This is a genomic window from Pseudomonas sp. P4_C8, from assembly GCF_056401975.1.
In genome coordinates, this window is record NZ_JBFUIH010000003.1 from 11,941 (window position 1) to 35,244 (window position 23,304).

General features: G+C 57.5%; 17 protein-coding genes. 8 read left to right on the forward strand and 9 right to left on the reverse strand.

Translation table 11 applies throughout. From position 1 onward, the window contains the following. Window positions 1–62 precede the first annotated feature (62 nt). Together AC1DWM_RS02265 and AC1DWM_RS02270 are read right to left on the reverse strand one after the other, a co-directional pair. Window positions 63–1,199 (reverse strand): BsuBI/PstI family type II restriction endonuclease, encoded by a 1,137-nt coding sequence (locus tag AC1DWM_RS02265; protein WP_477794544.1) that lies wholly within the window; start codon window positions 1,197–1,199, stop codon window positions 63–65. After that, window positions 1,153–2,946, reverse strand: a complete 1,794-nt coding sequence (locus AC1DWM_RS02270) for an HsdM family class I SAM-dependent methyltransferase (RefSeq protein ID WP_477794545.1) — start codon at window positions 2,944–2,946, stop codon at window positions 1,153–1,155. Before AC1DWM_RS02270 ends, AC1DWM_RS02265 begins: the two co-directional genes overlap by 47 nt. Window positions 2,947–3,543: 597 nt before the next feature. Here AC1DWM_RS02270 and AC1DWM_RS02275 point away from each other — a divergent pair. Further along, window positions 3,544–3,825, forward strand: a complete 282-nt coding sequence (locus tag AC1DWM_RS02275) for a hypothetical protein (protein WP_477794546.1) — start codon at window positions 3,544–3,546, stop codon at window positions 3,823–3,825. 59 nt (window positions 3,826–3,884) lie between these two features. Next, complete coding sequence (locus AC1DWM_RS02280; RefSeq protein ID WP_477794547.1) at window positions 3,885–6,377, forward strand: autotransporter outer membrane beta-barrel domain-containing protein; 2,493 nt, start codon at window positions 3,885–3,887, stop codon at window positions 6,375–6,377. A gap of 196 nt (window positions 6,378–6,573) precedes the next feature. Here the strand turns inward: AC1DWM_RS02280 and oadA are convergent, their stop codons facing one another. Next, window positions 6,574–8,382, reverse strand: coding sequence for a sodium-extruding oxaloacetate decarboxylase subunit alpha (gene oadA, locus AC1DWM_RS02285; RefSeq protein WP_223521284.1), 1,809 nt, complete (start codon window positions 8,380–8,382; stop codon window positions 6,574–6,576). An 11-nt stretch (window positions 8,383–8,393) separates the two neighbouring features. Then, window positions 8,394–9,809: an acetyl-CoA carboxylase biotin carboxylase subunit gene (locus AC1DWM_RS02290; RefSeq protein ID WP_046030798.1), complete on the reverse strand. Its 1,416-nt coding sequence runs from the start codon at window positions 9,807–9,809 to the stop codon at window positions 8,394–8,396. A gap of 191 nt (window positions 9,810–10,000) precedes the next feature. Here AC1DWM_RS02290 and AC1DWM_RS02295 point away from each other — a divergent pair, with 191 nt between their 5' ends. After that, on the forward strand, window positions 10,001–10,963 hold the full coding sequence (locus AC1DWM_RS02295; RefSeq protein ID WP_452628726.1) for a LysR family transcriptional regulator: 963 nt from the start codon (window positions 10,001–10,003) through the stop codon (window positions 10,961–10,963). Here the strand turns inward: AC1DWM_RS02295 and AC1DWM_RS02300 are convergent. The 3 genes from AC1DWM_RS02300 to AC1DWM_RS02310 form a co-directional block, all read right to left on the reverse strand. After that, the gene (locus AC1DWM_RS02300) at window positions 10,905–11,114 is read right to left on the reverse strand and encodes a PA3496 family putative envelope integrity protein (protein WP_223521288.1); all 210 of its coding nucleotides are present in this window, start codon (window positions 11,112–11,114) and stop codon (window positions 10,905–10,907) included. The genes AC1DWM_RS02295 and AC1DWM_RS02300 overlap by 59 nt on opposite strands. Before the next feature lie 213 nt (window positions 11,115–11,327). Continuing rightward, the gene (hexR, locus tag AC1DWM_RS02305) at window positions 11,328–12,194 is read right to left on the reverse strand and encodes a transcriptional regulator HexR (RefSeq protein WP_025131545.1); all 867 of its coding nucleotides are present in this window, start codon (window positions 12,192–12,194) and stop codon (window positions 11,328–11,330) included. Window positions 12,195–12,329: 135 nt separating this feature from the next. Then, window positions 12,330–15,200, reverse strand: a complete 2,871-nt coding sequence (locus AC1DWM_RS02310; protein WP_477794548.1) for a putative bifunctional diguanylate cyclase/phosphodiesterase — start codon at window positions 15,198–15,200, stop codon at window positions 12,330–12,332. A gap of 258 nt (window positions 15,201–15,458) precedes the next feature. Here AC1DWM_RS02310 and uvrD point away from each other — a divergent pair, with 258 nt between their 5' ends. The 4 genes from uvrD (at window position 15,459) to AC1DWM_RS02330 (ending at window position 19,845) form a co-directional block, all read left to right on the forward strand. Then, a complete protein-coding gene (uvrD, locus tag AC1DWM_RS02315; RefSeq protein WP_223521291.1) occupies window positions 15,459–17,642 on the forward strand; it encodes a DNA helicase II in 2,184 nt (727 codons plus the stop codon). 162 nt (window positions 17,643–17,804) lie between these two features. Beyond that, window positions 17,805–18,245 carry an EamA family transporter gene (locus AC1DWM_RS02320; protein ID WP_223521293.1) on the forward strand — a complete coding sequence of 147 codons (441 nt, stop codon included), beginning with the start codon at window positions 17,805–17,807 and terminating at the stop codon, window positions 18,243–18,245. Between the two features lie 177 nt (window positions 18,246–18,422). Continuing rightward, the gene (locus AC1DWM_RS02325; RefSeq protein ID WP_477794549.1) at window positions 18,423–19,298 is read left to right on the forward strand and encodes a Tim44 domain-containing protein; all 876 of its coding nucleotides are present in this window, start codon (window positions 18,423–18,425) and stop codon (window positions 19,296–19,298) included. A 139-nt stretch (window positions 19,299–19,437) separates the two neighbouring features. Next, entirely contained in the window at window positions 19,438–19,845 is a 408-nt protein-coding gene (locus AC1DWM_RS02330; protein WP_008073570.1) for an SMI1/KNR4 family protein, read from the forward strand. Window positions 19,846–19,866: 21 nt separating this feature from the next. On the opposite strand, the gene AC1DWM_RS02335 is transcribed toward AC1DWM_RS02330, so the two are convergent. Further along, the gene (locus AC1DWM_RS02335) at window positions 19,867–21,630 is read right to left on the reverse strand and encodes a cation:proton antiporter (protein WP_477794550.1); all 1,764 of its coding nucleotides are present in this window, start codon (window positions 21,628–21,630) and stop codon (window positions 19,867–19,869) included. Window positions 21,631–21,830: 200 nt separating this feature from the next. On the opposite strand from AC1DWM_RS02335, the gene AC1DWM_RS02340 reads away from it, so the two are divergent. Continuing rightward, window positions 21,831–22,313 carry an acyl-CoA thioesterase gene (locus AC1DWM_RS02340; RefSeq protein ID WP_027926265.1) on the forward strand — a complete coding sequence of 161 codons (483 nt, stop codon included), beginning with the start codon at window positions 21,831–21,833 and terminating at the stop codon, window positions 22,311–22,313. 115 nt (window positions 22,314–22,428) lie between these two features. Here AC1DWM_RS02340 and pdxY read toward each other — a convergent pair whose 3' ends face one another. After that, entirely contained in the window at window positions 22,429–23,301 is an 873-nt protein-coding gene (pdxY, locus tag AC1DWM_RS02345; RefSeq protein ID WP_223521299.1) for a pyridoxal kinase PdxY, read from the reverse strand. Window positions 23,302–23,304 lie beyond the last annotated feature (3 nt).

The following is a 23,304-nucleotide window of genomic DNA, read 5'->3' on the forward strand; positions in this document are numbered from 1 at the left end:
CGCGAAGTCATTGATGTTCGTTAATGCGTCTCTAGCTATGCCTAGGGTCACGTCCTAGAAGTTTAGGTCTTCTCAACAATTACGTTCAGACTCGAAAGCCGACTCACACCACTTTGTAGCAATACGAGATTATCGGGTTCAGACATAAACCACGCGAAAGATCCCCAAGCCAAACCTGTCACTGTTTTTTTGAATCCCGCTGACTCTCTGTCCGCATAAGCCGTCACAAAAGCAACTTGTGAACGACTAAATCCGCCTTTGTCAGTAATCGCATACAACGCGTCCTGCCTACGAGGTGTAATGGCTCCATCAGTTGCGACAACTTCAACAAAAACAATCAAAGGTTCGGCCGGACCAAGGTCCACTAAAATCAAGTCTGGAAGGTTTTTCTGTGCCTCTATATCGAGCCCAATCGTTGATGAGAGTTTTAGATCAGGGTGAGCAACCTTATTTCCAGACTCACTAAGCCAAATAACGCCTGGACTCTCTAGAAACTTACCTGCAAACACCTCAACAACTGCTTTCGAAATTTCAGAACTAGGCCCTGAAACTAGTCGACGAGTTTCTCCATTCGGGAAGCGTACAAGGACTCCTTCTTTTCCAGCAGTACCCGCCCGCATTAGCGATACACGTGCTCTTGCGCTACGAGTGAGATGCTTTTCCTGCCACGACAAGACAGCGGCGTTCAGGCTCTCTCCTTCAAGGGCCGGATCGAAAAGACCGGTAAGTTCAGCATTGAGCGCATAGCGAGGAGCACCTGATGTCGTAGGTACATCCGCTCGTTCAAGTACCGCACCAACCACCAATAAACCTTCCCGCAAGGTTTCATCACGAATCGGCTCGCGGGTGTTGTCCGCATACCAACGGCTACCAGGGACCTGAAAAGATTTCTTTCGCAAATTGCTACGGTAATTCAACCGAGCTGTCTCGCAGCAGTCTTCCGCCTGCATATCTGTCATTCGGTAAACGTGTACAGGTCCAAGCCAGACATCTGCGTCTTCGACTGCCCCGATGTAAAGCATCGCGAATATCGTGCTTGCCGCCAACTCACGTGTGCAATAAGAACGGTTAGGCGTTCCTTCCGGAAAGATCAGGGGCAGCCTTTCAGATATCAACGCTCGTGAGACATAAGGTGGTAGCACTATTTCTTCCTTAGAAAAGCCTGGAACAGGCGGCTTCGATGGATTCTTTTGAACCACCGGATTCCACCAGCTTCGTTAATTCCTTCAAAGCCTCGGGTGCGGGCAACGGCAATGACTCCAGCTCGTAAGCTGAAACAGCTACAGAACCACTAACACAGCGAAACGCACGATCAGCCGCGCCGCTGTTAAGAAAAGCGGCAAGCACTGAAGCCTTAATCTGCGGAACGTCCGTGATAGGTTTAACCATATTGATGTGGTTCTCAATAACAACGCCACCATGCAACTGCAGGAACGCAAGGGGTAAGGCTGTCGCAATAAGGCGACGGCTTTGCTCTTTTGCGGTAGTTCGCTGCAAGAGAACACATGGCTTGGTTGTTACTAACCACTGATCAGATGGTTTCAGTTCAAAATACGGAGCGTGGTTCTTTTTCTCAGCTCGAAAAATGAATTCGCCATCAGGAGTAATGGCTTCAGCCCAAATCAGCGGCAGTCGGTTGCTTCCCGGCTGATAGGTCAATTGTGATTTATGACGATTCCATACCAATGGACCAGTACTAACCCCGTAGCCCCAATCAGCAAGACGAAAGGGCATATTAATAAGCTTCGCTACGAGTTCCGTCTGGTTTGAGTTTCTGGGCAGCAACCACGGCAGAGTGAGATCTTTCGGGAGAGTAATTGAGCCCGTTTCTCTGGCTTCGACAACACCGTTGGACGAGGTAATCTCAGATATCGCTACCGAAACTGCTTCACCCGCTCTGCGATAGGTGGTGAGCGCCATTTCCTGAAGCACATCATCAAATACACCTTTGCGCGCGGCTACGAAATCGATCGCAATTGGAGGTGCTTCACGGCCTATCAACGCACGCAGATTTTTAAAATACCCTCCGGCTAGGAAAGAAGTCGGAGTGACATAAGCGATCAATCCACCAGGCTTGGTTTGGCGAATAGCAAAATCAGTGAATAAGCCATACAGATTGGCATGTCCATACAGCGAGCGTTTGTATAGCTCTCGTGTCTCGACATCTAGTTTGGCTCTACCGTATGGGGGATTTCCAATGACCAAATCAAACTCATCTTTGATTGGGCTTTGCCTCAAAGAATCACAAACCGTGATCATTACCGGGAGCCGCAGACCAGAGGAGCTGCTAATCGGCAACAACACAGCGTCTAGCGCAACTTGGCTCAGCCAAGCACCGAATGGATCAATCTCAAAGCCATGCAAACGGTTTCCGATGCTTTGCAGTAGAAGCTTTGGACTGCAATGCGCAAGCGTATTCATGATTCGCTGCGCAATTGGCGCAAGGAACGCACCACCGCCGCACGCAGGATCCAAAACACGACACGTAGCCCAATCAACGTTAGCCGATGTAGCTTGATCGATGAGCCGGGCAGTCAAAGCTGGCGGAGTATAGAAAATCCCGTACTCACCACGATGCTCCACCGGAAGCATGCTGGTATAGGTTAGGCCGATTTGGTAAGCAGCCGTTTCTGCATCGAACTCAGATGCTGCTGAACCAATCTGCTCCGCAAGAAAATTAGCTGAGGCAGTGAGTGTCGAAGTCTCAAATGCAGAAATGGGCGCACGAAGCTCCTGAGGAACTGCCTCATGTTCAGTAAGACCTCGCCACCAAGCTTCGATAACCCGAACACCAAAGGTTCTGGCGAAGACAAGCTGATTTTCTGCGGGAATGGAGTTTGCCATTGCTCGGGCCGTCGCCCGAATAGCCACCAATGACTGAGCAGGAGCCTCCAAAGCGAAAGGATAATCCTGCTCAGCAAATGTGATTTGCGCCTCTTTTGCCATACACCCCCCATTGCGGGTCGCGATTCTACCTTGCTTTGAAGGTCTAGGCGTCCCGCCTATCGCTGTTACGCGATGTTGCGTTAAAAAAATAGAATCAACAATTGGCAATTGATCGGACCACAGAAAAGGTCCATAAATTGAAACATCAGACTGTATGAATATACAGTATTACTATCCCAACGCTAGCGTATCGCTAAGCGGTTATTCCAATGATCTACCAAGGTCGAGCTTGAACTGCTGGAGGGGGGGGCGCATCGGGGCTTCCGATCAAGACTCCAGCCCAACGCATCCAGCGCGTCGCAGCCATCCTGAAGCCAAACATGCGCAACATTGGCGAAATGCTCTAGGTCGTGGCCTTCAGCGTCTTCCACGCACAAGCATGTAGTGCTGTCGAGCAGGTGCGCGCGGCTTTGATTTGGTGAGTGGCGGTTTCAAGAAGATCGGAGGCCTTTGCTTCCGTGTTGACGAACAACGTCGGGCCGACACTGAAGTTGCCTTGGATAGGATGATATTCAGCGTCCTTTCGTAAACCCTCATACAGGGCTGCGGTACCAATTTACGCATTAAAATGCATTTTTTGCGTTTTAAAACGAAAGAATGTGCATCAAATTGCACATGGGTGTAGCGCAGGCTTCATTCTGTAAAAGCCATCCGGATCGAAATGGCTTGGTTCTGGTGAGATTAGGTGTAACAGCCGCTATCACGGCTTTTTGGGCAAAGGCAGATGAGTTTCTGAGTGTGCAACCGCTGGCGGCGTCTCGATTTTTTGTAAGAAAAGGTCATCGGCTCGACGCGTTAAAAACCGCTGCACTCGAACAGTGGAAGATTTTCTACATCGAGCTATCTGACACCGCCCGCAACCCCTCCAGAACCGCCTGACATCGGTATCCAAGGCCGATATTTAGAGTTTGACCTCCATTGAAAAGAGGTCGAACCCGATGTCCATTCAGCACACATTTCGCCCACAAAACCTGGCATTGGCCATTGCGCTTGCGTTGGGTTGTACTGAGTTTACAAGCGCTCAACAACTGCCAGAACAAGCAGAGCCGACGAGCTTCATTGAAGTAACCCAGCTTCCAGAGGCTACGCCGGCGGACCCGCTTGCCCGGCTTCAAGCCTTTACCGGCGCGAGCAGCACATTCACGTCTGAGATTGATTCGCCTCAACCCGCACTTCGGGGTGTGTCCGTGAAGCCGCAAGACCGGGATGACCTCATCATCGTCAAAAACGGTGGGAGCTTCGAAGGTCGCGTCGACGGCGGTAAAGGAACCAACGTTATCCACCTCATCGGTACCGATGGCGGTCAGTTGGGGAACACCCGTAACGTCAACAGCCTGTACGTTTCGCAAGGATCCTGGACGGCAACCAGTACAGGAGATTTCAAAGACGAAGTTGCGGTGTTCAACGACGGCATTCTGATCAATAACGGAAAAATCAAAGGCAAGGCCAGTGTGGCCGGGCAGCTTTTCAACAATGACGAGATAAAGGGAGTCGTGACGGTTGAGAATGGCGGCCAGTTTGCAGGCAAAGGCACTGTCGGCGGTCTGGAGGTTTTGGGGCAGCTCAACATTGATAGATTGCAAGGCGCCCCAAGGGTCAAAGGCAACTTGAACCTTTCCAGCACTGGTGTGCTGGCCTACGAGGTTTCCCCCGATGGCCATGGAGAGACGATCAAAGTCGACGGCACTGCCAGCCTCGGCGATGCAACACTGAAAATTGTTGCGGTACCGGGTGATCATCCGCAAAGCAGTCAGTACACAATCATCGAAGCAAAAAAGGTAAAAGGCGAGTTCGGGAAAATCGTCAACGAACTGGCATTCATGACCGCTACTCCCCATTACAAAGCAAAGACCGTCGGCCTGACCTACGCTCGAAACGATGTGCCGATCGAGAGCGTCGCAGACACCGATAACGGACGAGAAGTCGCACGGAGCCTCTTGGAGCCGATGGAAATACCGCTAGCGCTGACGCCTTCTGACAATGCGTTAACCGTCTCGCAAGCACTGAATACACCTTTAATCGCCGATACTTCCCTCTTCGTCTCTGCGCCGAAAAATACTGCTGAGCTTCCAGCGTCAGCCATCCCCCCACTGACCACCGTCCAGCCCGTTACGGCGCAAACTCCGCCGGCGGCTACCCATCCCGTTCAGAACATCGTAGAGCCGATGGAAATACCGCAAGCACCGGCGCCATCTGACAATGCATTAGCCGTTTCAGATGCACTGAATACACCGGCAAGCACCGATACTTCCCTCCCCGCCACTGCGCCGATGAATACCGCTGAAATACCATCGACAGCCGTAACCCCACTCACCACCGACAATCCCGTCGCGGCGACAACTCCAACAGCCGCTACCAGCCCCGTCACTCCCGCCCCAAAACCATCCAGCCCTACAAACGCCGCTGTCGCTGCCCTGCTCGGTAGCGACAAAACCACCGCGTCTCATGCCATTGAACAGCTGGCCGCAGGCAACAACGCCAATCTCGCGAAGGCGACGCTAAACAGCGACAGCCCCATCAGCGCAACCATGCTCTCGGCCATGCGCCAGCTCGACAGCGCAGCCGTATTTGGTAATCAGAGAAATGCACCGCATGTAGCCGCTGGCGGTGAAAACAACGGCAGGGTCTGGCTCCAGGCGCTAGGTCTCGGCGGAACACTGGATAGCGATAACGACGCCCTTAAATTCTCAACACAAGGTCTGGTTCTGGGCGCGGACTGGGGCATCGATGAGCAATGGCGTATGGGTGTGTTGGGTGGCAAATCCGAAACGCGACTGGACAGCCGCGGCCTCGACGGCGATCTCGACAGCTGGCACGTGGGCGCCTATGCCCTGCGCCAGGACGGTCCTGTGTCGCTGCGCCTCGGTGCGACTTACAGCAATCACGACGGACACACGAAACGCCGGGTTGCCTTCAAAGGTTTCAGTGATCGCCCCGAAGGCCGCTACGACGCCAACACTCAACAGGCCTTCGCGGAGGCCGGTTACAACCTGGGGCGCGCCAATGTCAGCATTGAACCGTTCGCCGGTCTTGGCTATCAACGCTATCAGCGAGACGGTTATACGGAGAAAGGCGGTGCCGCTGCGCTGAAAGTCCACAGCCAATCCCAGAACAACTTCAACAGCACCATCGGCCTGCGACTGGCGAAGCTCAACACGCTGGATAACGGCATGCAACTCACACCGAGATTCACAGCCGGCTGGAAACACACGTTTGGCGATGTCGACAGCGATACCCGCCAACGACTGGTAACAGGCGGGAAAGACTTCACTGTTTCCGGTGCGCCGCTGGATCGCGACAGCTTGCTGGTCGATGCAGGTCTGGATCTCGGTGTGTCAGCCAAACACACGTTGGGCGTCAGCCTTAACAGTGAATTCGGCACCGACAGCCGAAACCATGGCGTTACGGGTCAGTGGCGGATGACCTTCTGATCAACGACTGACAGACCGCAGACACTGTGGGAGTGAGCCTGCTCGCGATAGCGGAGTATCAGACAATGATGCCGCAGAATGTCACATCGTATTCGCGAGCAGGCTTGCACCCACATTGAGCGAGTGGAAAATCGGGCGAAAAAAAAGGGGAGCACATGCCCCCCCGAGGTTTAAGCGTTGTATCGAGGCTGTTAAATCAGCCTTCGATCTCGATCAGAATTTCGCCCGGATTCACCCGGTCGCCCTTGGCCACGTGGATGGCGGTGACTTTGCCGGCGATGGCCGATTGGACTTCGGTTTCCATCTTCATCGCTTCGGTGATCAGCACGGCTTGCCCTGCTTTCACTGTGTCGCCTTCCTTGACCAACACATCGACGATGTTGCCCGGCATGGTGGTGCTGACGTGGCCCGGCGCGGAGGCTTGCTTGCGCTTGCTGGTGCCGCCGCTGACGAATTCGTTGAGCGGTTCGAACACCACTTCTTCCGGCATGCCGTCGATGGACAGGTAGAAGTGACGCTTGCCTTCAGCCTTGACGCCGACACCGGTGATGTCGACGCGGTAGGTTTCACCGTGGACGTCGATGACGAACTCGGTCGGCACGCCTTCGCCACCGGCCGAGGCCACGCGACCGGCTTCAGGAATCGGCAGCAGCACTTCAGGTGTCAGGGTGCCGGCAGCACGTTCTTCGAGGAACTTGCGACCGATGTCCGGGAACATCGCATAGGTCAGCACGTCTTCTTCGGACTTGGCCACGGCGCCAATTTCAGCACGCAATTTGGTCATTTCCGGCTTGAGCAGATCGGCTGGACGCACGTCGATCACTTCTTCGCTGCCGATTGCCTGGCGACGCAGTTGCTCGTTCACGGTGCCCGGCGCCTTGCCGTAGCCGCCTTGCAGGTAGAGCTTCACTTCGTTAGTGATGGTCTTGTAACGCTCGCCAGCCAACACGTTGAAGAACGCTTGGGTGCCGACGATTTGCGAGGTCGGCGTTACCAGCGGCGGGAAGCCAAGGTCTTCGCGAACGCGCGGGATTTCGGCCAGCACTTCGCTCATGCGGTTCAGTGCGCCCTGCTCTTTCAACTGGTTGGCCAGGTTGGAAATCATCCCGCCCGGTACCTGGTTTACTTGAACACGGGTATCGACTGCGGTGAATTCGCTTTCAAACTGGTGGTACTTCTTGCGTACGGCGTAGAAGTACAGGCCGATCTCTTGCAGCAGTTCCAGGTTCAGGCCGGTGTCGAACTCGCTGCCTTTGAGGGCGGCAACCATCGACTCGGTGCCCGGGTGGCTGGTACCCCAGGCGAAGCTGGAGATCGCGGTGTCAATGTGGTCGGCACCGTTTTCGATGGCCTTCATTTGGCACATCGCGGCCAGGCCAGCGGTGTCGTGCGAGTGGATGAAGACCGGCAGCGATTGCTCGGATTTCAACGCTTTGACCAGTTCGCCGGTGGCGTATGGCGTCAGCAGGCCGGCCATGTCCTTGATCGCCACCGAGTCGCAACCCATGGCTTCCATTTGCTTGGCTTGTGCCACGAAGGCATCGATGGTGTGCACCGGGCTGGTGGTGTACGCGATGGTGCCCTGGGCATGTTTGCCGGCCGCTTTTACGGCTTCGATGGCAACGCGCAGGTTACGCACGTCGTTCATGGCGTCGAAGATGCGGAACACGTCAATGCCGTTGACCGCTGCCTTGGCGACGAAGGCTTTGACCACGTCATCGCTGTAATGGCGGTAGCCCAGCAGGTTCTGGCCACGCAGGAGCATTTGCAGACGTGTGTTAGGCAGCGCAGCGCGCAGTTGGCGCAGACGCTCCCACGGGTCTTCTTTCAGGAAGCGTACGCAGGCATCGAAGGTCGCGCCGCCCCAGCATTCCAGCGACCAGTAGCCGACTTTGTCGAGCTTGTCGCAGATCGGCAGCATGTCTTCAGTGCGCATGCGGGTGGCGAGCAGCGATTGGTGGGCGTCGCGCAGGATTGTGTCGGTAACGTGGATTTGTTTGCTCATTGTTATATTCCTCACAGGCCTGCGTGGGCGGCGATGGCGGCGGCGATGGCCAGGGCCAGCTCTTCGGGTTTGCGCTTGATCGAGTAGTTGGTCAGTTCAGGGTGGCTTTCAACGAAGCTGGTGTTGAACTGGCCGCTACGGAATTCCGGGTTACGCAGGATTTCCTGGTAGTACGCGGCGGTGGTCTTGACCCCTTGCAGACGCATGTCGTCGAGGGCACGCAAGCCACGGTCCATCGCTTCTTCCCAGGTCAGCGCCCACACCACCAGTTTCAGGCACATGGAGTCGTAGAACGGTGGGATGGTGTAACCGGTGTAGATCGCCGTGTCGGTCCGCACGCCGGGACCGCCGGGTGCGTAGTAACGGGTGATCTTGCCGAAACTCGGCAGGAAGTTGTTTTTCGGGTCTTCGGCGTTGATCCGGAACTGCAGCGCGAAACCGCGGTGCTGGATGTCTTCCTGTTTCACCGAAAGCGGCAGGCCCGACGCAATGCGGATCTGCTCACGCACAATGTCGATGCCAGTGATTTCTTCGGTGATGGTGTGTTCCACCTGCACCCGGGTATTCATCTCCATGAAGTACACCTCGCCCTCGGCGAGCAGGAACTCCACGGTACCGGCGTTCTCGTAACCGACGGCCTTGGCTGCACGCACCGACAGGTCGCCGATGTAGGCACGCTGTTCCGGGGTCAGTTGCGGGCTCGGGGCGATCTCGATCAGTTTCTGGTTGCGACGCTGGATCGAGCAATCACGCTCGAACAGGTGCACCACGTTGCCAAAGCTGTCGCCGAGAATCTGCGCTTCGATGTGCTTTGGATTGACGATGCATTTTTCCAGGAACACCTCTGCCGAACCGAACGCCTTGGTGGCTTCCGAGATCACACGAGGGAACGCTTGTTCGAGTTCTTCGCGGCTGTCGCAGCGACGGATACCACGACCACCACCACCGGAGGTTGCCTTGAGCATCACCGGGTAACCAATACGGTCGCCTTCGACCAAAGCTTCGGCGATGTCCGCGACGTTGCCTTCGGTGCCCGGTGTGACCGGCACGCCGGCCTTGATCATGCTGCGGCGGGCTTCAGTCTTGTCGCCCATGCGGCGTATGACTTCAGCCGATGGACCAATGAACTTGATGCCGCGCTCTGCGCAGATATCGGCCAGTTCAGCGTTTTCCGAGAGGAATCCGTAGCCGGGATGCAATGCATCACAACCGGTTTCCACGGCCAGGTTCACCAATTTTCGCGCATTCAGGTAACCGGCCAGTGGCTCGGCACCGATGCTGTGGGCCTCGTCCGCGCGCTTCACATGCAAGGCATGACGGTCAGCGTCGGAATAGATCGCGACCGAGCGAATGCCCATCTCGGCGCAGGCACGTACGATTCGTACGGCAATCTCACCACGGTTGGCGATCAGGATCTTTTTTATCACTTTTGGAGGTTCCCTTGAGCCGGTGGTACCCACGACCTGCTAGACCAGGTCGACGCGTGACCAAATGTTTCGATTCAGTCGCAGGCCCACACTAGCCCCCACAAGGGATTAACAAAAATGAATAATAATTGGGTCAGGCATAAGTAAAGACTTATAGTTGATGCATCAGCCTGCGGCGGGAGCGACACAATATGCGTAAGTCATTGATGCGTATGACATTACGTCAATTGCAGATTTTCAATGAAGTTTGTGATTTACGATCCTACAGCCGGGCAGCCGACGAAATGTCGCTCACACAACCCGCCGTCAGCCTACAGATCCGTCAACTTGAGGAGCTGATTGGTCAGCCCTTGTTCGACTACGTCGGCAAAAAACTCTACATGACCGAGGCCGCAGAAGCACTCCAACGCGCCAGCCGGGATATTTTCGGGCGTCTGGAAAACCTCGATATGCAGCTTTCGGACATGCAAGGATCGCTGCAAGGCCAGCTGAAACTGGCGGTGGAATCCAGCGCCAAGTATTTCGTCCCGCACTTGTTTGCCGCGTTCAAACGTCAGCATCCGGAAGTAAACCTGCAACTGACGGTCGTCAATCGGGGGCAAGTGATTCGACGCCTGTCAGACAACCGTGATGACCTGGTGATCATGTCGATGGTGCCGCAGGACATGGGGCTGGAGTTCCTGCCCTTCCTCAACAACCCGATTGTCGCGGTGGCGCCACCGGATCATCCGTTGTGCCACATGGGGCCTCTGCGCTTGCAGGACCTTGAGCCCTACACCCTCCTGCTGCGCGAACCCGGTTCCGGGACGCGAATGGCTTGCGAAGAGTACTTCAAGGAAAAGCGCGTGCACTTCAACCAGACCCAGGAGGTCTCGTCAGCCGAAGCTCAACGTGAATGTGTGCTGGCAGGTCTGGGCGTAGCGCTGTTGACGCGCCACGCCCTGAACCTCGAGTTGGCGACCGGCGGATTGATAGAGTTGCCGGTCGAAGAGCTGCCGCTGTACCGCAGTTGGTGCCTGGTGCAGGCCAAAGCCAAGCGACTCTCACCGGTGGCCCACGCATTCCTTGCGTTTATCCGCAGCGAGCGGGTGCAGATCAGTGCGCTGGTTGAGCGTTTCGACGCGAAGTTACCGGCGCTGCGTGCCAGTAATTGAGCTCCAGATCAGGGAAATCACCGATCTCGGCCAGCAGTTGGCGGCGTTCGCAACGATCTTCGATGGCGCGGCGAAACTCCATGCGGCGCTGATCTTCTTGCTGACGACGGGTTTTGGCGGCGCTGTTGCGTTCTTCGTAGGGCTGGGCCATTTCGAGTCTCCCAAGGCGATTACGGGAGTTTCAAGATAGGCGCGGGGGATGACGGTTTGGCGGCGGACGGGTTACAGGCAGATGAAAGTTGTCATGTTTGAGGGCGCCTTCGCGAGCAGGCTCGCTCCCACAGGAGAACGCGATCAAATGTGGGAGCGAGCCTGGTCCGGGCGGCGTTCCGACGATTAAGGTCGGAACGACCTTACGACGACGTCAGTCGTCCAGCGCTTTCACCGACTTGGGCGACAGCCGCAAGCTGCGAAGGCTGCGTTTGACGCTCTTGAGGTGGTTGACCAGGCTCGGGCCGCGCGCCATGGCCACGCCCATCGCCAACACGTCGATCACCACCAGGTGAGCAATACGCGAGGTCAACGGGGTGTAGATTTCGGTGTCTTCATGCACATCGATCGCCAGGTTGACGGTCGACAGCTCAGCCAGCGGCGTCTGGCTCGGACACAAGGTGATCAGCGAGGCACCACTTTCACGCACCAGGTTGGCCGTGATCAGCAGATCCTTGGAACGCCCGGACTGCGAAATACAGATCGCTACGTCAGACGGCTTCAACGTCACTGCCGACATCGCTTGCATGTGCGGGTCGGAATACGCCGCTGCGGTCAGCAGCAAACGGAAGAATTTGTGCTGGGCATCGGCCGCCACGGCGCCGGATGCGCCAAAGCCATAGAACTCGACGCGCTGAGCCTGGGACATGAGCGTGACCGCCCGCTGCAACTCCACCGGATCGAGCTTCTCGCGAACCTCCATCAAGGTATGCAGGGTGGTGTCGAAGATTTTCAGGCTGTAGTCGGCAACGGAATCGTCTTCATGGATCGCAAACTGGCCGAAGCTCGCGCCGGCCGCCAGGCTCTGCGCCAGCTTCAGTTTCAAATCCTGAAAACCGGAGCAACCAATGGCGCGGCAAAAGCGCACGATGGTCGGCTCGCTGATGCCGACGCTGTGGGCCAGGTCGGCCATGGAGCTGTGCATCACCGCCGCAGGATCAAGCAGCACGTGGTCGGCGACCTTGAGCTCCGACTTGCGTAAGAGGTGGCGTGACTGGGCGATGTGTTGCAGCAGATTCAAAGGGCTGGACTCTTTGTTATTGGCAGTTGCCGGGGATGTAGCAAGCTTGTAGTTATACTACAAGAATTGGCTTTTTGCCTGCTCAATGCGTAACTCGATGTCCCCATTTCAGGCGACGTGCGCTCCATGTAGCACCTACAAGGGGTTAGCGTCCTTACGTAACAGCTTGGCCAGTTCTTCGGCTTCGACCGGACGACTGATCAAATAGCCCTGCACTTCATCACAACGCTCGACTTTCAAAAACTCCAGCTGCTCCTGCCGTTCCACACCTTCAGCCACCACTTTCAGCGACAAACCATGGGCCATCGCAATAATCGCCCGGGTAATTGCCGCATCCTCGGTCCCCTCCCCCAGACCACGGATAAACGCCTGATCGATCTTCACGTAGTCCACCGGGATGCGTTTGAGGTAGCTCAGGGACGAATACCCCGTGCCGAAATCGTCAATCGCCAGCTTCACCCCCAGATCTCGCAGCTGCTGGAAGGTCGCGAGGATGTGCTCGACGCTGTCCAGCAACTGGCTTTCGGTGAGTTCCAGCTCCAGGTAGTGCGGCGCCAGGCCGGTTTCTTCCAGCACCTGGCGCACCAGACTGACCAGCTTGCCCTGACGCAATTGATGCACCGACAGGTTGACCGACACCCGGATCGGTTCAAGCCCCTGCTGCTGCCACTCGCAGGCTTGCCAGCAGGCCTGACGCAATACGAATTCGCCGATCGGGCCGATCAGGCCGATTTCCTCGGCCAGACCGATAAAATCTCCCGGCGGCACCCGACCCATGGTCGGATGATCCCAGCGCACCAACGCTTCGGCGGCGTTCAGTCGGCCCGTGGCGAGGCAGAGTTTCGGTTGGTAAAAAACTTTCAGCTGCTGTTCTTCAATGGCTTTGCGCAGCTGGTTTTCCAGCTGCAATCGCTCAAGGGTGCTGGCTTGCAGGCTTTCGGTATAAAACTGGAAGTTATCGCCACCCAAGTGTTTGGCGTGTTGCATGGCTATGTTCGACTGACTGACCAACGCAGTGATTTCCCGCGCGTTGTCCGGCAACATGCTGATGCCCATGGACGCACTGATCACCAGTTCATGACCATCAACGGTGACCGGCAAACGTAGCTTGCTCGACAAACGTTTCGCCACTCGCGCCAGGCTCGACAGGTTTGCGTAGGCATCGAACAGCACCGCAAACTCATCCCCGGAAAGCCTTGCGATCGTGTCGGCCTCTGGCAGTGCGTTGACCAGGCGTCGGGACATTTTCTGCAGCAGTTGGTCGGCGACGTCATGACCCAGGCTGTCATTGAGTAATTTGAAGCGGTCCAGATTGATGTGCAGCAATGCCAGGCTACGCCCGCCCTGACGCACGCGCTGGTGGGCCTCGCGCAGCCGTTCCCGGAACAACGAACGGTTCGCCAGGCCCGTCAGCTCGTCGTAGTGGGTCAGATAACGCATGCGCTCTTCGGATTCGCGACGGGCCGACAGATCGGCGAAGAAGCCGACAATATGACTGACGTTTCCCCTTGTATCGCGCACCACGTTCAGTTGCAGCCATTGCGGATAGAGCTCGCCATTTTTACGGGTCTCCACCAACTCGCCTTGCCAAGTCCCGTGCTGCTCCAACGCGTGATGAATTGCACCATAGTGTCGACGCGCATCGCGACTGCACGGTAACTCGACGACGTTACGGCCCAGCATGTCGTCGATGTCATAGCCGGTAACTCGGCTGAAGGCCTGATTGACCGCGATCAACGCATAATCGGGGTCGAAAATCACGATGCCTTCGCTGGCGGCTTCAAACACCGTCGCCGCCAGTTGGCGTTGGTCTTCCTGACTCTTGGTTGCGCTGATGTCACGACGGGTGCCGACCATGCGAATCACCCGACCATTTTCGCTGCGCTCAACGGCCCTGCCGCGATCCTCAATCCAGACCCAGTGGCCATCGCCATGCCGCACGCGGTATTCGATCTGGTAGTCCTCGCTGCGGCCTTTCAAATGCTCGACCAACGTTCGCTTCAGCACCGGCACGTCTTCCGGGTGTAGACGAGGTTTGAGGTGACGAAGCATGGCCGTCACGTACTCCGGTGCCAGGCCGAACAATTCCTGGATCTGCGTGTGATGGACTTCATCGGTTTGCAGGTTCCAGTCCCACAGCCCGAGCTCGCTGGCATTCAACGCCAACGCCAGCCGCGCTTCACTCTTGCTCAGGGCCTGGTTCGCGGCGTCCAGCTCCAGGCTGCGCTGGGCAACACGGTTTTCCAGTTCGACCTGGGCTTCACGTAGTTGGTCTTCGGCGCAGCGGCGCTGGTCGATTTCCTTGGCCAGTTGGTGATTGAGTTGATCGCTACGGCTTTGCGCTTGCTGCAAGTGCTCGATCAATGCCTGATTCTGGAAGCGCCGCAGCAATCCGCGGTCGATCAAGCGGTTGATCTGCCAGGCGATCACACTCAGCGCCCCCAACAAAATCAACCCGAACCAACCCCAGCCTTGACTCTGTGCGTCGCCACCCCAGAATAAATAGATGATGGCCGGCAACAGGCAGGGCAAGGTAAAAGACAGAAACGCCGGCAGGCTGACCGCGTACGCAACGCTGGCAGAAAGGGCGGCGGCGCCGATCAGGCCGAACACCCACGCTTGCTGCATGAAATTGTCGGCGGGCACCAACGCAATACCGGCGCCGGCCAGCGTCAGGCCGGTGAAGCCTGAGCCGAGCCAAAACATACGACGCCAGATCGGATGCACCTGCCGGTCAGGAATCGCCGAATCGAAGGCCGCGACCTGAATCACCCGTAACGCCACCAGCGACAAAAGCCACACCAGCCAGACGCTGACCAGGAAATGGCGCTGCGGATTCCAGAGCAACCGGGCGCAGACCAGACCATTGATCAACATAAATAACGTGGGCAGCAGCGAGCCCTGATAAAGCAGGCGCGTGCGTTCGACCGCCATTTCCATGGCGTACTGTTTGCGGATAACCCGAGGTTCCACGGTGGGGCCCGACAGGTCGATGCTGAGGGTCATAGGCAATGTTCTTGTTCTTATAATGATGAGCATGAGCCCGAAACGTCGTCGGAGCATACACAAGCCAATGCCCTTACCAAACTGCCCCGGATCACAAATTCGACAATATTTCAGCCACCCGCCGCCCCTCCAAAACCCTTGGAGCGCGGCCCGCCAACGCCTGCGGCGAGTGACTGACCGGTCGTCCTTTGTGGATCTTTCATCGGCTAATGCAAAGCTCGGTTTGCCCGGTGTGTTAGCGCACCCTAGAATGCCCCGATGCGCGATGATCTCTCCCTTCTGCTGAACTCACTCAACGATGCCCAACGCCAGGCCGTAGCTGCCCGCGTGGGTCGTCAGTTGGTCCTGGCCGGTGCTGGTTCCGGTAAAACCCGAGTGCTGGTGCACCGTATCGCCTGGTTGATCCAGGTCGAAAACGCCTCGCCCCACTCGATCCTGTCGGTGACCTTCACCAACAAGGCCGCGGCCGAGATGCGTCAGCGCATCGAGCAGCTGATGGGGCTCAACCCGGCCGGCATGTGGGTTGGCACCTTCCACGGCCTGGCGCACCGCTTGCTGCGTGCGCACTGGCAGGAAGCCGGCCTGAGCCAGACCTTCCAGATCCTCGACAGCGATGACCAGCAACGGCTGGTCAAGCGGGTGATCCGCGAGCTGGGCCTGGACGAACAACGCTGGCCGGCCCGGCAGGCCCAGTGGTTCATCAACGGGCAAAAAGACGAAGGTCTGCGCCCACAACATATTCAAGCCAGCGGCGACCTGTTCCTGGCAACCATGCGCAGCATTTATGAGGCTTACGAGGCTGCTTGCCTACGCGCTGGCGTTATCGACTTCTCCGAATTGCTGCTGCGTGCCCTCGACTTGTGGCGCGATCACCCGGGCTTGCTGGCCCATTACCAGAAGCGCTTCCGGCACATTCTGGTGGACGAGTTTCAGGACACCAACGCCGTGCAGTACGCCTGGTTGCGTTTGCTGGCCAAGGGCGGCGACAGCCTGATGGTGGTGGGCGACGACGATCAGTCGATTTACGGCTGGCGTGGCGCGAAAATCGAGAACATCTATCAGTACTCCGACGACTTCCCGGATGCCGAGACCATTCGTCTGGAGCAAAACTACCGCTCCACGGCCGGGATCCTCAAAGCGGCCAACGCCCTGATTGCCAATAACACCGGGCGCATGGGCAAGGAGCTGTGGACCGATGGCGGCGAAGGCGAAGCGATCAACCTGTACGCCGCGTTCAACGAACACGACGAAGCACGCTATGTAGTGGAAACCATTGAAAGCGCGCTGAAAACCGGCTTGGCCCGTAGCGATATCGCGATTTTGTACCGCTCCAACGCCCAATCGCGCGTTTTGGAAGAAGCCCTACTGCGCGAGCGCATTCCGTACCGCATCTATGGCGGTCAGCGCTTCTTCGAGCGGGCAGAGATCAAGAACGCCATGGCTTACCTGCGCTTGCTGGAAGGCCGTGGCAATGATGCTGCGCTGGAGCGGGTGATCAACGTCCCGGCCCGTGGCATCGGCGAGAAAACCGTCGAAGCGATTCGCGACCACGCCCGTCACAGCGATGTATCGATGTGGGAAGCCATGCGCTTGCTGGTGGCTAATAAAGGCCTGACCGGTCGCGCTGCTGGCGCGCTCGGCGCCTTTATCGAGCTGATCGAGAATCTCGCCGCCAAGTGCATGGAAATGCCCCTGCACCTGATGACCCAGACGGTCATCGAGCAATCAGGGCTGATTGCCTATCACCAGGCGGAAAAAGGCGAGAAAGGCCAGGCTCGGGTAGAAAACCTTGAGGAACTGGTCAGCGCGGCGCGCAACTTCGAAAACGCGGAAGAAGACGAAGACCTGACGCCGCTGGCGGCGTTCCTTGGCCATGCATCGCTGGAAGCCGGCGATACTCAGGCCGAGGAGCACGAAGACAGCATTCAGCTGATGACCTTGCACAGCGCCAAGGGCCTGGAATTCCCTTACGTGTTCCTGGTGGGCATGGAAGAAGGTCTGTTCCCGCACAAGATGAGCCTGGAAGAGCCCGGCCGTCTTGAGGAAGAACGCCGTCTGGCCTACGTCGGCATCACCCGTGCCATGAATAATCTGGTGATGACCTATGCTGAGACCCGACGCCTGTACGGCAGCGAAACCTACAACAAGGTGTCGCGTTTCGTACGAGAAGTGCCCAAAGGCCTGATTCAGGAAGTGCGGCTGTCCAACAGCGTCAGCCGTCCATTCGGCGGCGGTCAGCAGCAGAGTTCCAGCAGCCTGTTTGGCGGCAGCGAGATCCCGGACACCGGTTTCAGTCTCGGCCAGACTGTGCGGCACTCGGTGTTCGGCGATGGCGTGATCCTGAATTTCGAAGGCGCCGGCGCTCAGGCACGGGTGCAAGTGAATTTCAGCGAAGGCAGCAAATGGCTGATGCTCGGTTACGCCAAGCTGGAAGCTATTTAAGGGCTATCTGATCAGCTTTTCTGTGGGAGCGAGCCTGCTCGCGATTGGGATCGCTGCGGTGTATCTGTTAAATCGCGGTGTGGCTATCGCGAGCAGGCTCGCTCCCACAGGGTTTTGTGTTGATCCATACTTCAGCAGGCTGATCTTACAAGGCGCGAAATAATGGGCTCAGGCTTCTTTTCTTCCTGGACATTCTGGGCCCTGATGTCGGCGGCGTTTGCCGCCATGACCGCGATTTTCGCCAAAATCGGCATCGAAAACGTCAATTCCGACTTCGCCACCCTGCTACGCACTGTGGTGGTATTGGTCAGCCTGGCCTTGATTTTGTACGCCACGGGCCAATATCAGTCATTAGGATCGATCTCCGCCAAGAGCTACCTGTTTCTGTTGCTGTCGGGACTGGCCACCGGTGCCTCGTGGATCTGCTACTTCCGCGCGCTGAAACTGGGGCCGGCTTCGTTGGTCGCTCCGGTGGACAAACTCAGCGTGGTGCTGGTGGCGGTGCTCGGCGTGGTCCTGCTGGGCGAAAAACTCGACCTGCGCCAATGGGGCGGAATCGGACTGATCACGGCCGGTGTGGTCTTGCTCGCGCTGCGACGCTAGGCATCTTTCCTACAGAACTATCCATTCGTCCTACGGACCAAAGTAAAAGGCCTTATTGCGCTGACTGAAGCTGAACGCAACCTGTCAGGCAAAAGCCCGAAACACTCTGCCGCTAGCCAGTAACACTTCAGCTGTGCAACATGGCGCGCGTGCCATCCACAAATGGGATTACCCTTTATGAAACGTTTTCTTAGCATCGCCATGGCGTTGTGCATCGGCCTGACGATGAGCCTCGACGCCAACGCCAAGCGCTTTGGTGGCGGCAAGAGCTCCGGCGCTGCGCCGACTCACCAGACCAGCCAAATGGCACCTTCTTCTCCAGGCATGGGCGGCGCTGCGGCGACTGCTGGTGCTGCCGGTGCCGCAGGCGCTGCCGCCAAGGCTGGCGGTGCTTCGCGCTGGCTCGGCCCTCTGGCCGGCATCGCTGCCGGTGGCCTGCTGGCTTCCATGTTCATGGGCGGCGGCTTCGAGGGCATGCAGATCTTCGACATCCTGATCATGGCGGTCATTGCCTTCCTGGTCTTCCGCTTCATCGCCGCTCGTCGTCGCAAGCAGCAGGAGCACATGGCTCCGGCTGGCCACGCGCCGATGCAGCGTGAAGTGTTCGAGAACAAGCCTGCTGGCGGTTCGATCTTCGGCGATTCGGCTGCACCGGTTGCCGCTCGTCCGGTAATCAATGCTCCGGCCTGGTTCAATGAAAAGAACTTCATTGAAGCGGCCCGCAACCACTTCCAGTCCCTGCAGCAACACTGGGACGCTAACGAAATGGACAAGATCGCCGAGTTCGTGACCCCGCAGCTACTCGAGTTCCTCAAACGCGAACGCGCTGACCTGGGCGAAGGTTTCCAGTCGACCTACATTGATAACCTCAATGTTCAACTGGACGGCGTGGATGACCGTGCCGACAAGACCATCGCCACCCTGACCTTCAGCGGTGTGTCGAAGACCTCGCGCTTCGACCAGGGCGAAGTGTTCAGCGAAAGCTGGAACATGGAACGTCCACAGGGCGAAAACCAGCCGTGGCTGGTGGCCGGTATCCGCCAGAACGGCTGATCCCCCTTGCGTTAAGTATGCTGTAGTAAAAAAAACCCCAGCCTCGGCTGGGGTTTTCTATTTCGCGGTTGCATCTATAGCGAGCTACTGTATAAACCGCCCCAACTAAACCGCGCCATCAAGCAAGAGGATCCCGGACGTGGAAGAAATCATTGAACAACTGCGTGAAGCCAACGAACCGGTACCGGTCCCCTTGGAACTGCCTGACGAAGATCAGATCGTGGAAATCGAAGAACAACTGTTCATCGACATCCCGTTCGTCTTCAGAGAATTTTTGCTGACCGTCAGCGACGTGGTCTACGGCAGCCTGGAGCCGGTGACCGTCACCGACCCGCAATCCCACACCTACCTGCCGGACGTTGCCGCCAACGCCTGGGACGCTGGCGTCGATCGCAGCATGATCCCGATCTGCCAGGACGGTGACAACTACTACCTGGTCGAAGAAGACGGCACCGTGGTGTTGTGGTTGGCCGAGGAAGAACTGCTCGCCGAAGAAACCTGGGAATCCGTGTGGCACTGGGCGCGGGATGTCTGGCTGGAAAGCTGAAACGCCTGCTGCTCCGCGTGGTCAATGCCCGGACGATTGCTTGTGGTTTTCCAGGGTTTCGAGCAAGGCCACCTGCATCCGCGTATGTACGCGGATGAACCAGCGCCAGAGCAATGCCGCGACGGCGGCAGCGACCACGATGATCAATACCAGCAACTTGTTAGTCGGCAGAATACTGGCCGACAGGGCTGCCAGTAGCAGGAAAATCACCAGCAGCGAGAGGATCGGAATCACTTCGGCGATCACCCGACGCACTCGCTGCGTGTGACGGCCTGCCATCTCCGGCTTCACCCCCATCTCTGCCAACAGCAGCGACAGCGCCTTGAGCTTGCGATAGGCGGCGATCAGGAACGGTAGCGACAACAGCAGTGCCCCACCCCAAATCAAAGCTTTCTGCCAACTCGGGTCGCTGATCCAATCTTCCAGCCAGGCAGACATGCGCTCGGCGAAATACGCGCCCGAGAAAAAAATCGCAATCACCAACGCCAGATTGACCCCCACCTGCAACAAAATCCGCCGAATCATCGACGCCAGCAGCGCGCTCTCGCCTTGCGGCTGAATGCTGCGCAGCCACTCGCCATACATCCCCAAAACCCTGCCCAGCCGTTGCGGCATCACGCCAGCAAGCTTGATCGATAGCGGATCGGCCGCGCGGATCAGGTACGGTGTCAGCAGCGTGGTAATCACCGAAACAGCCACGGCGACCGGATAGAGGAAGTTGCTGGTGACCTGCAGCGTCATGCCCAGTGCGGCGATGATGAAAGAAAACTCGCCAATCTGTGAAAGCCCCATCCCCACACGCAGTGAGGTGCGCCCATCATTCCCGGCGATAAAGGCGCCAAGACCGCAGGACAACATCTTCCCAAGCACCACAGCCACGGTAATGACCGCAATCGGCCAGGCATATTGCAGCAGGATCATCGGATCCAGCATCAGGCCGATGGCGACGAAGAAGATTGCACTGAACAAGTCACGAACCGGTTCAATCAAACGCTCTATTTTCAACAGCTGTCGCGATTCAGCCATGATCGCGCCAATCAAGAACGCGCCGAGCACCATGCTGTACTCCAGCTTCACCACCAGCAGACAGAAACCGAAACACAGGCCGAGCACGGTGATCAGCAGCATCTCGTTGCTTTCGAATTTGGCCACGTACGCCAGCAGCCGTGGCACCAGCAAAATCCCGATGACCAGCGCGACAATCATGAAAAGCGAGAGCTTGCCGACCGTGGAAAACACTTCGCCGGAGCTGACCGTGCCGCTGACCGCAATGCTCGACAGCAACGCGATGATGCCGATACCGAGGATGTCCTCGACGATCAGCACACCGAAGATCAATTGCGCGAAGCGCTCGTTCTTCATCTTCAGGTCGTTGAGTGCCTTGACGATGATGGTGGTCGAGGAAATCGCCAGGATCGCGCCGAGGAACAGCGAGTCCATGGTGTTCCAGCCGAACCAGCGACCGATCTCGAAACCGATCCAGATCATCAGCACGATTTCCAGGAACGCCGCGATAAACGCCGTGGCGCCGACCTTGAACAGCTTGCGCAGACTAAATTCCAGGCCGAGGCAGAACATCAGGAAAATAACCCCTAGTTCCGCGAGGGTCTTGATGGTGTCTTCATCGTGAATCAGGCTGAACGGCGGCGTGTGCGGACCGATGATGAAACCGGCGACGATGTAGCCCAGCACCACCGGCTGTTTGAAGCGATGGAACAACACAGTCACCATGCCCGCGATCAACATGATCACCGCCAAATCCTGAATGAAACTGATGGCATGCATGGCGCGGAGCTCCTCAGGGGACTTTTGGAGGTTAACACCACGACTTCCGTCGCAAAGGCGGTGCAATATATGGAAACAGATCGGCCCAGGCGTGACGGCAGCCACCTGCCCGGCGTCCCGATAACTGTTGGTTTGAAAAAGCTGACAAGGCACCCGCAGAGGTGCGCCCCTGAAATTGCGCCTTGAACCGTGAGAACGCTATGGAACCCGGAAACGCACAACTGTCGATGACGGTATTGATGACCCCTGACATGGCCAACTTCTCTGGCAATGTCCACGGCGGCACCTTGCTCAAATACCTCGACGAAGTCGCGTATGCATGCGCCAGCCGTTATGCCGGTCGCTACGTGGTGACTCTGTCGGTGGACCAGGTTATTTTCCGCGAGCCGATTCATGTCGGCGAATTGGTGACCTTTCTGGCTTCGGTCAACTACACCGGCAACACCTCCATGGAGGTGGGCATCAAGGTCGTGACCGAGAACATCCGCGAGCGCTCGGTGCGCCACACCAATAGCTGCTTTTTCACCATGGTCGCGGTGGATGACAACCGCAAACCCGCTGTCGTCCCGCCGCTGCAACCGCATAACAGCGAAGAAAAACGCCGCTTCATCCAGGCACAGCAGCGTCGGCAGATTCGTCAGGAGCTGGAAAAGCGGTATCAGGAAATCAAGGGTGATGCCTGAGATCTGTGACCCGTTTTAGATAGCCATCGCGAGCAGGCTCGCTCCCACAGTGAATTTGTGAGCGACACAGTTCAAGGGTGGGAGCGAGCCTGCTCGCGAATGGGTTCAACACGGATCAGAGACTGATCGCCGTCGCCTCAAACCGTACCCGCGGATGAGCAATCCGATCCTGCGCCCGCACCAGTTCCAGCTCATAGCTGGCGCAAGCTTGAGTCTCCAGCAGCACTTCATGCACCGCAGACGCTGTAAACTCGAACGCAGCGACCAGACTGTCGCCCAACAACACCCGCGCCAGGAACAGCCCGGACGTCAGGTCGCCCACGCCCACCGGCTGACGCGGAAACGCCAGCAGCGGGCGACGCAGATGCCAGCTGCCCTCGGCAGTCACCAGCAACATCTCGAAGCCATCCGCCGGTTTACCGGGATAGTCCAAATGCTTGACCAATACCGCCTTCGGCCCACGCGCCAACAGCGCTCGCGCCATGGCCAGGCAATCGAACAGTGACTGCGGTTTGCGTCCCGAGAAGCTGTCCAGTTCCAACTGGTTCGGGCACATGAAGTCAGCCACCGACGCCGCTTCTTCCAGCAGGAAGTCGCTGACTTCGGCCGGTACGCTACAGCCTTTCTCCGGATGGCCCATCACCGGGTCGCACAAATACAGTGCCTTGGGATTCATCGACTTGATGCGCGCCACGCCGGTCAGGATCGCCCGGCCCTGAGCAGCACTGCCGAGGTAGCCGGACAGCACCGCATCGCAGTTGCCCAGCTCGCCAATCGCGGCAATGCCTTCGACCAACTCAGGGATCTGGTGGGGTGCCAGCACTTCACCCGTCCACTGGCCGTACTGGGTGTGGTTGGAGAACTGCACGGTGTTGAGCGGCCAGACATTCACCCCGACCCGCTGCATCGGGAAAACCGCGGCGCTGTTGCCAGCGTGGCCGAACACCACGTGGGACTGAATGGCGAGCAGATGGGGCGTGCGTTTCATGCG

Bases quoted from the DNA above. Each gene is read 5' to 3' on its own strand.
- AC1DWM_RS02300 (WP_223521288.1), bottom strand. From the start codon at position 11,114: ATGGCCCAGCCCTACGAAGAACGCAACAGCGCCGCCAAAACCCGTCGT.
- oadA (WP_223521284.1), bottom strand. From the start codon at position 8,382: ATGAGCAAACAAATCCACGTTACCGACACAATCCTGCGCGACGCCCAC.
- AC1DWM_RS02325 (WP_477794549.1), top strand. From the start codon at position 18,423: ATGAAACGTTTTCTTAGCATCGCCATGGCGTTGTGCATCGGCCTGACG.
- uvrD (WP_223521291.1), top strand. From the start codon at position 15,459: ATGCGCGATGATCTCTCCCTTCTGCTGAACTCACTCAACGATGCCCAA.
- AC1DWM_RS02335 (WP_477794550.1), bottom strand. From the start codon at position 21,630: ATGCATGCCATCAGTTTCATTCAGGATTTGGCGGTGATCATGTTGATC.
- AC1DWM_RS02295 (WP_452628726.1), top strand. From the start codon at position 10,001: ATGCGTAAGTCATTGATGCGTATGACATTACGTCAATTGCAGATTTTC.
- AC1DWM_RS02280 (WP_477794547.1), top strand. From the start codon at position 3,885: ATGTCCATTCAGCACACATTTCGCCCACAAAACCTGGCATTGGCCATT.
- AC1DWM_RS02310 (WP_477794548.1), bottom strand. From the start codon at position 15,200: ATGACCCTCAGCATCGACCTGTCGGGCCCCACCGTGGAACCTCGGGTT.
- AC1DWM_RS02320 (WP_223521293.1), top strand. From the start codon at position 17,805: ATGGGCTCAGGCTTCTTTTCTTCCTGGACATTCTGGGCCCTGATGTCG.
- AC1DWM_RS02340 (WP_027926265.1), top strand. From the start codon at position 21,831: ATGGAACCCGGAAACGCACAACTGTCGATGACGGTATTGATGACCCCT.
- AC1DWM_RS02270 (WP_477794545.1), bottom strand. From the start codon at position 2,946: ATGGCAAAAGAGGCGCAAATCACATTTGCTGAGCAGGATTATCCTTTC.
- pdxY (WP_223521299.1), bottom strand. From the start codon at position 23,301: ATGAAACGCACGCCCCATCTGCTCGCCATTCAGTCCCACGTGGTGTTC.
- AC1DWM_RS02275 (WP_477794546.1), top strand. From the start codon at position 3,544: ATGTGCATCAAATTGCACATGGGTGTAGCGCAGGCTTCATTCTGTAAA.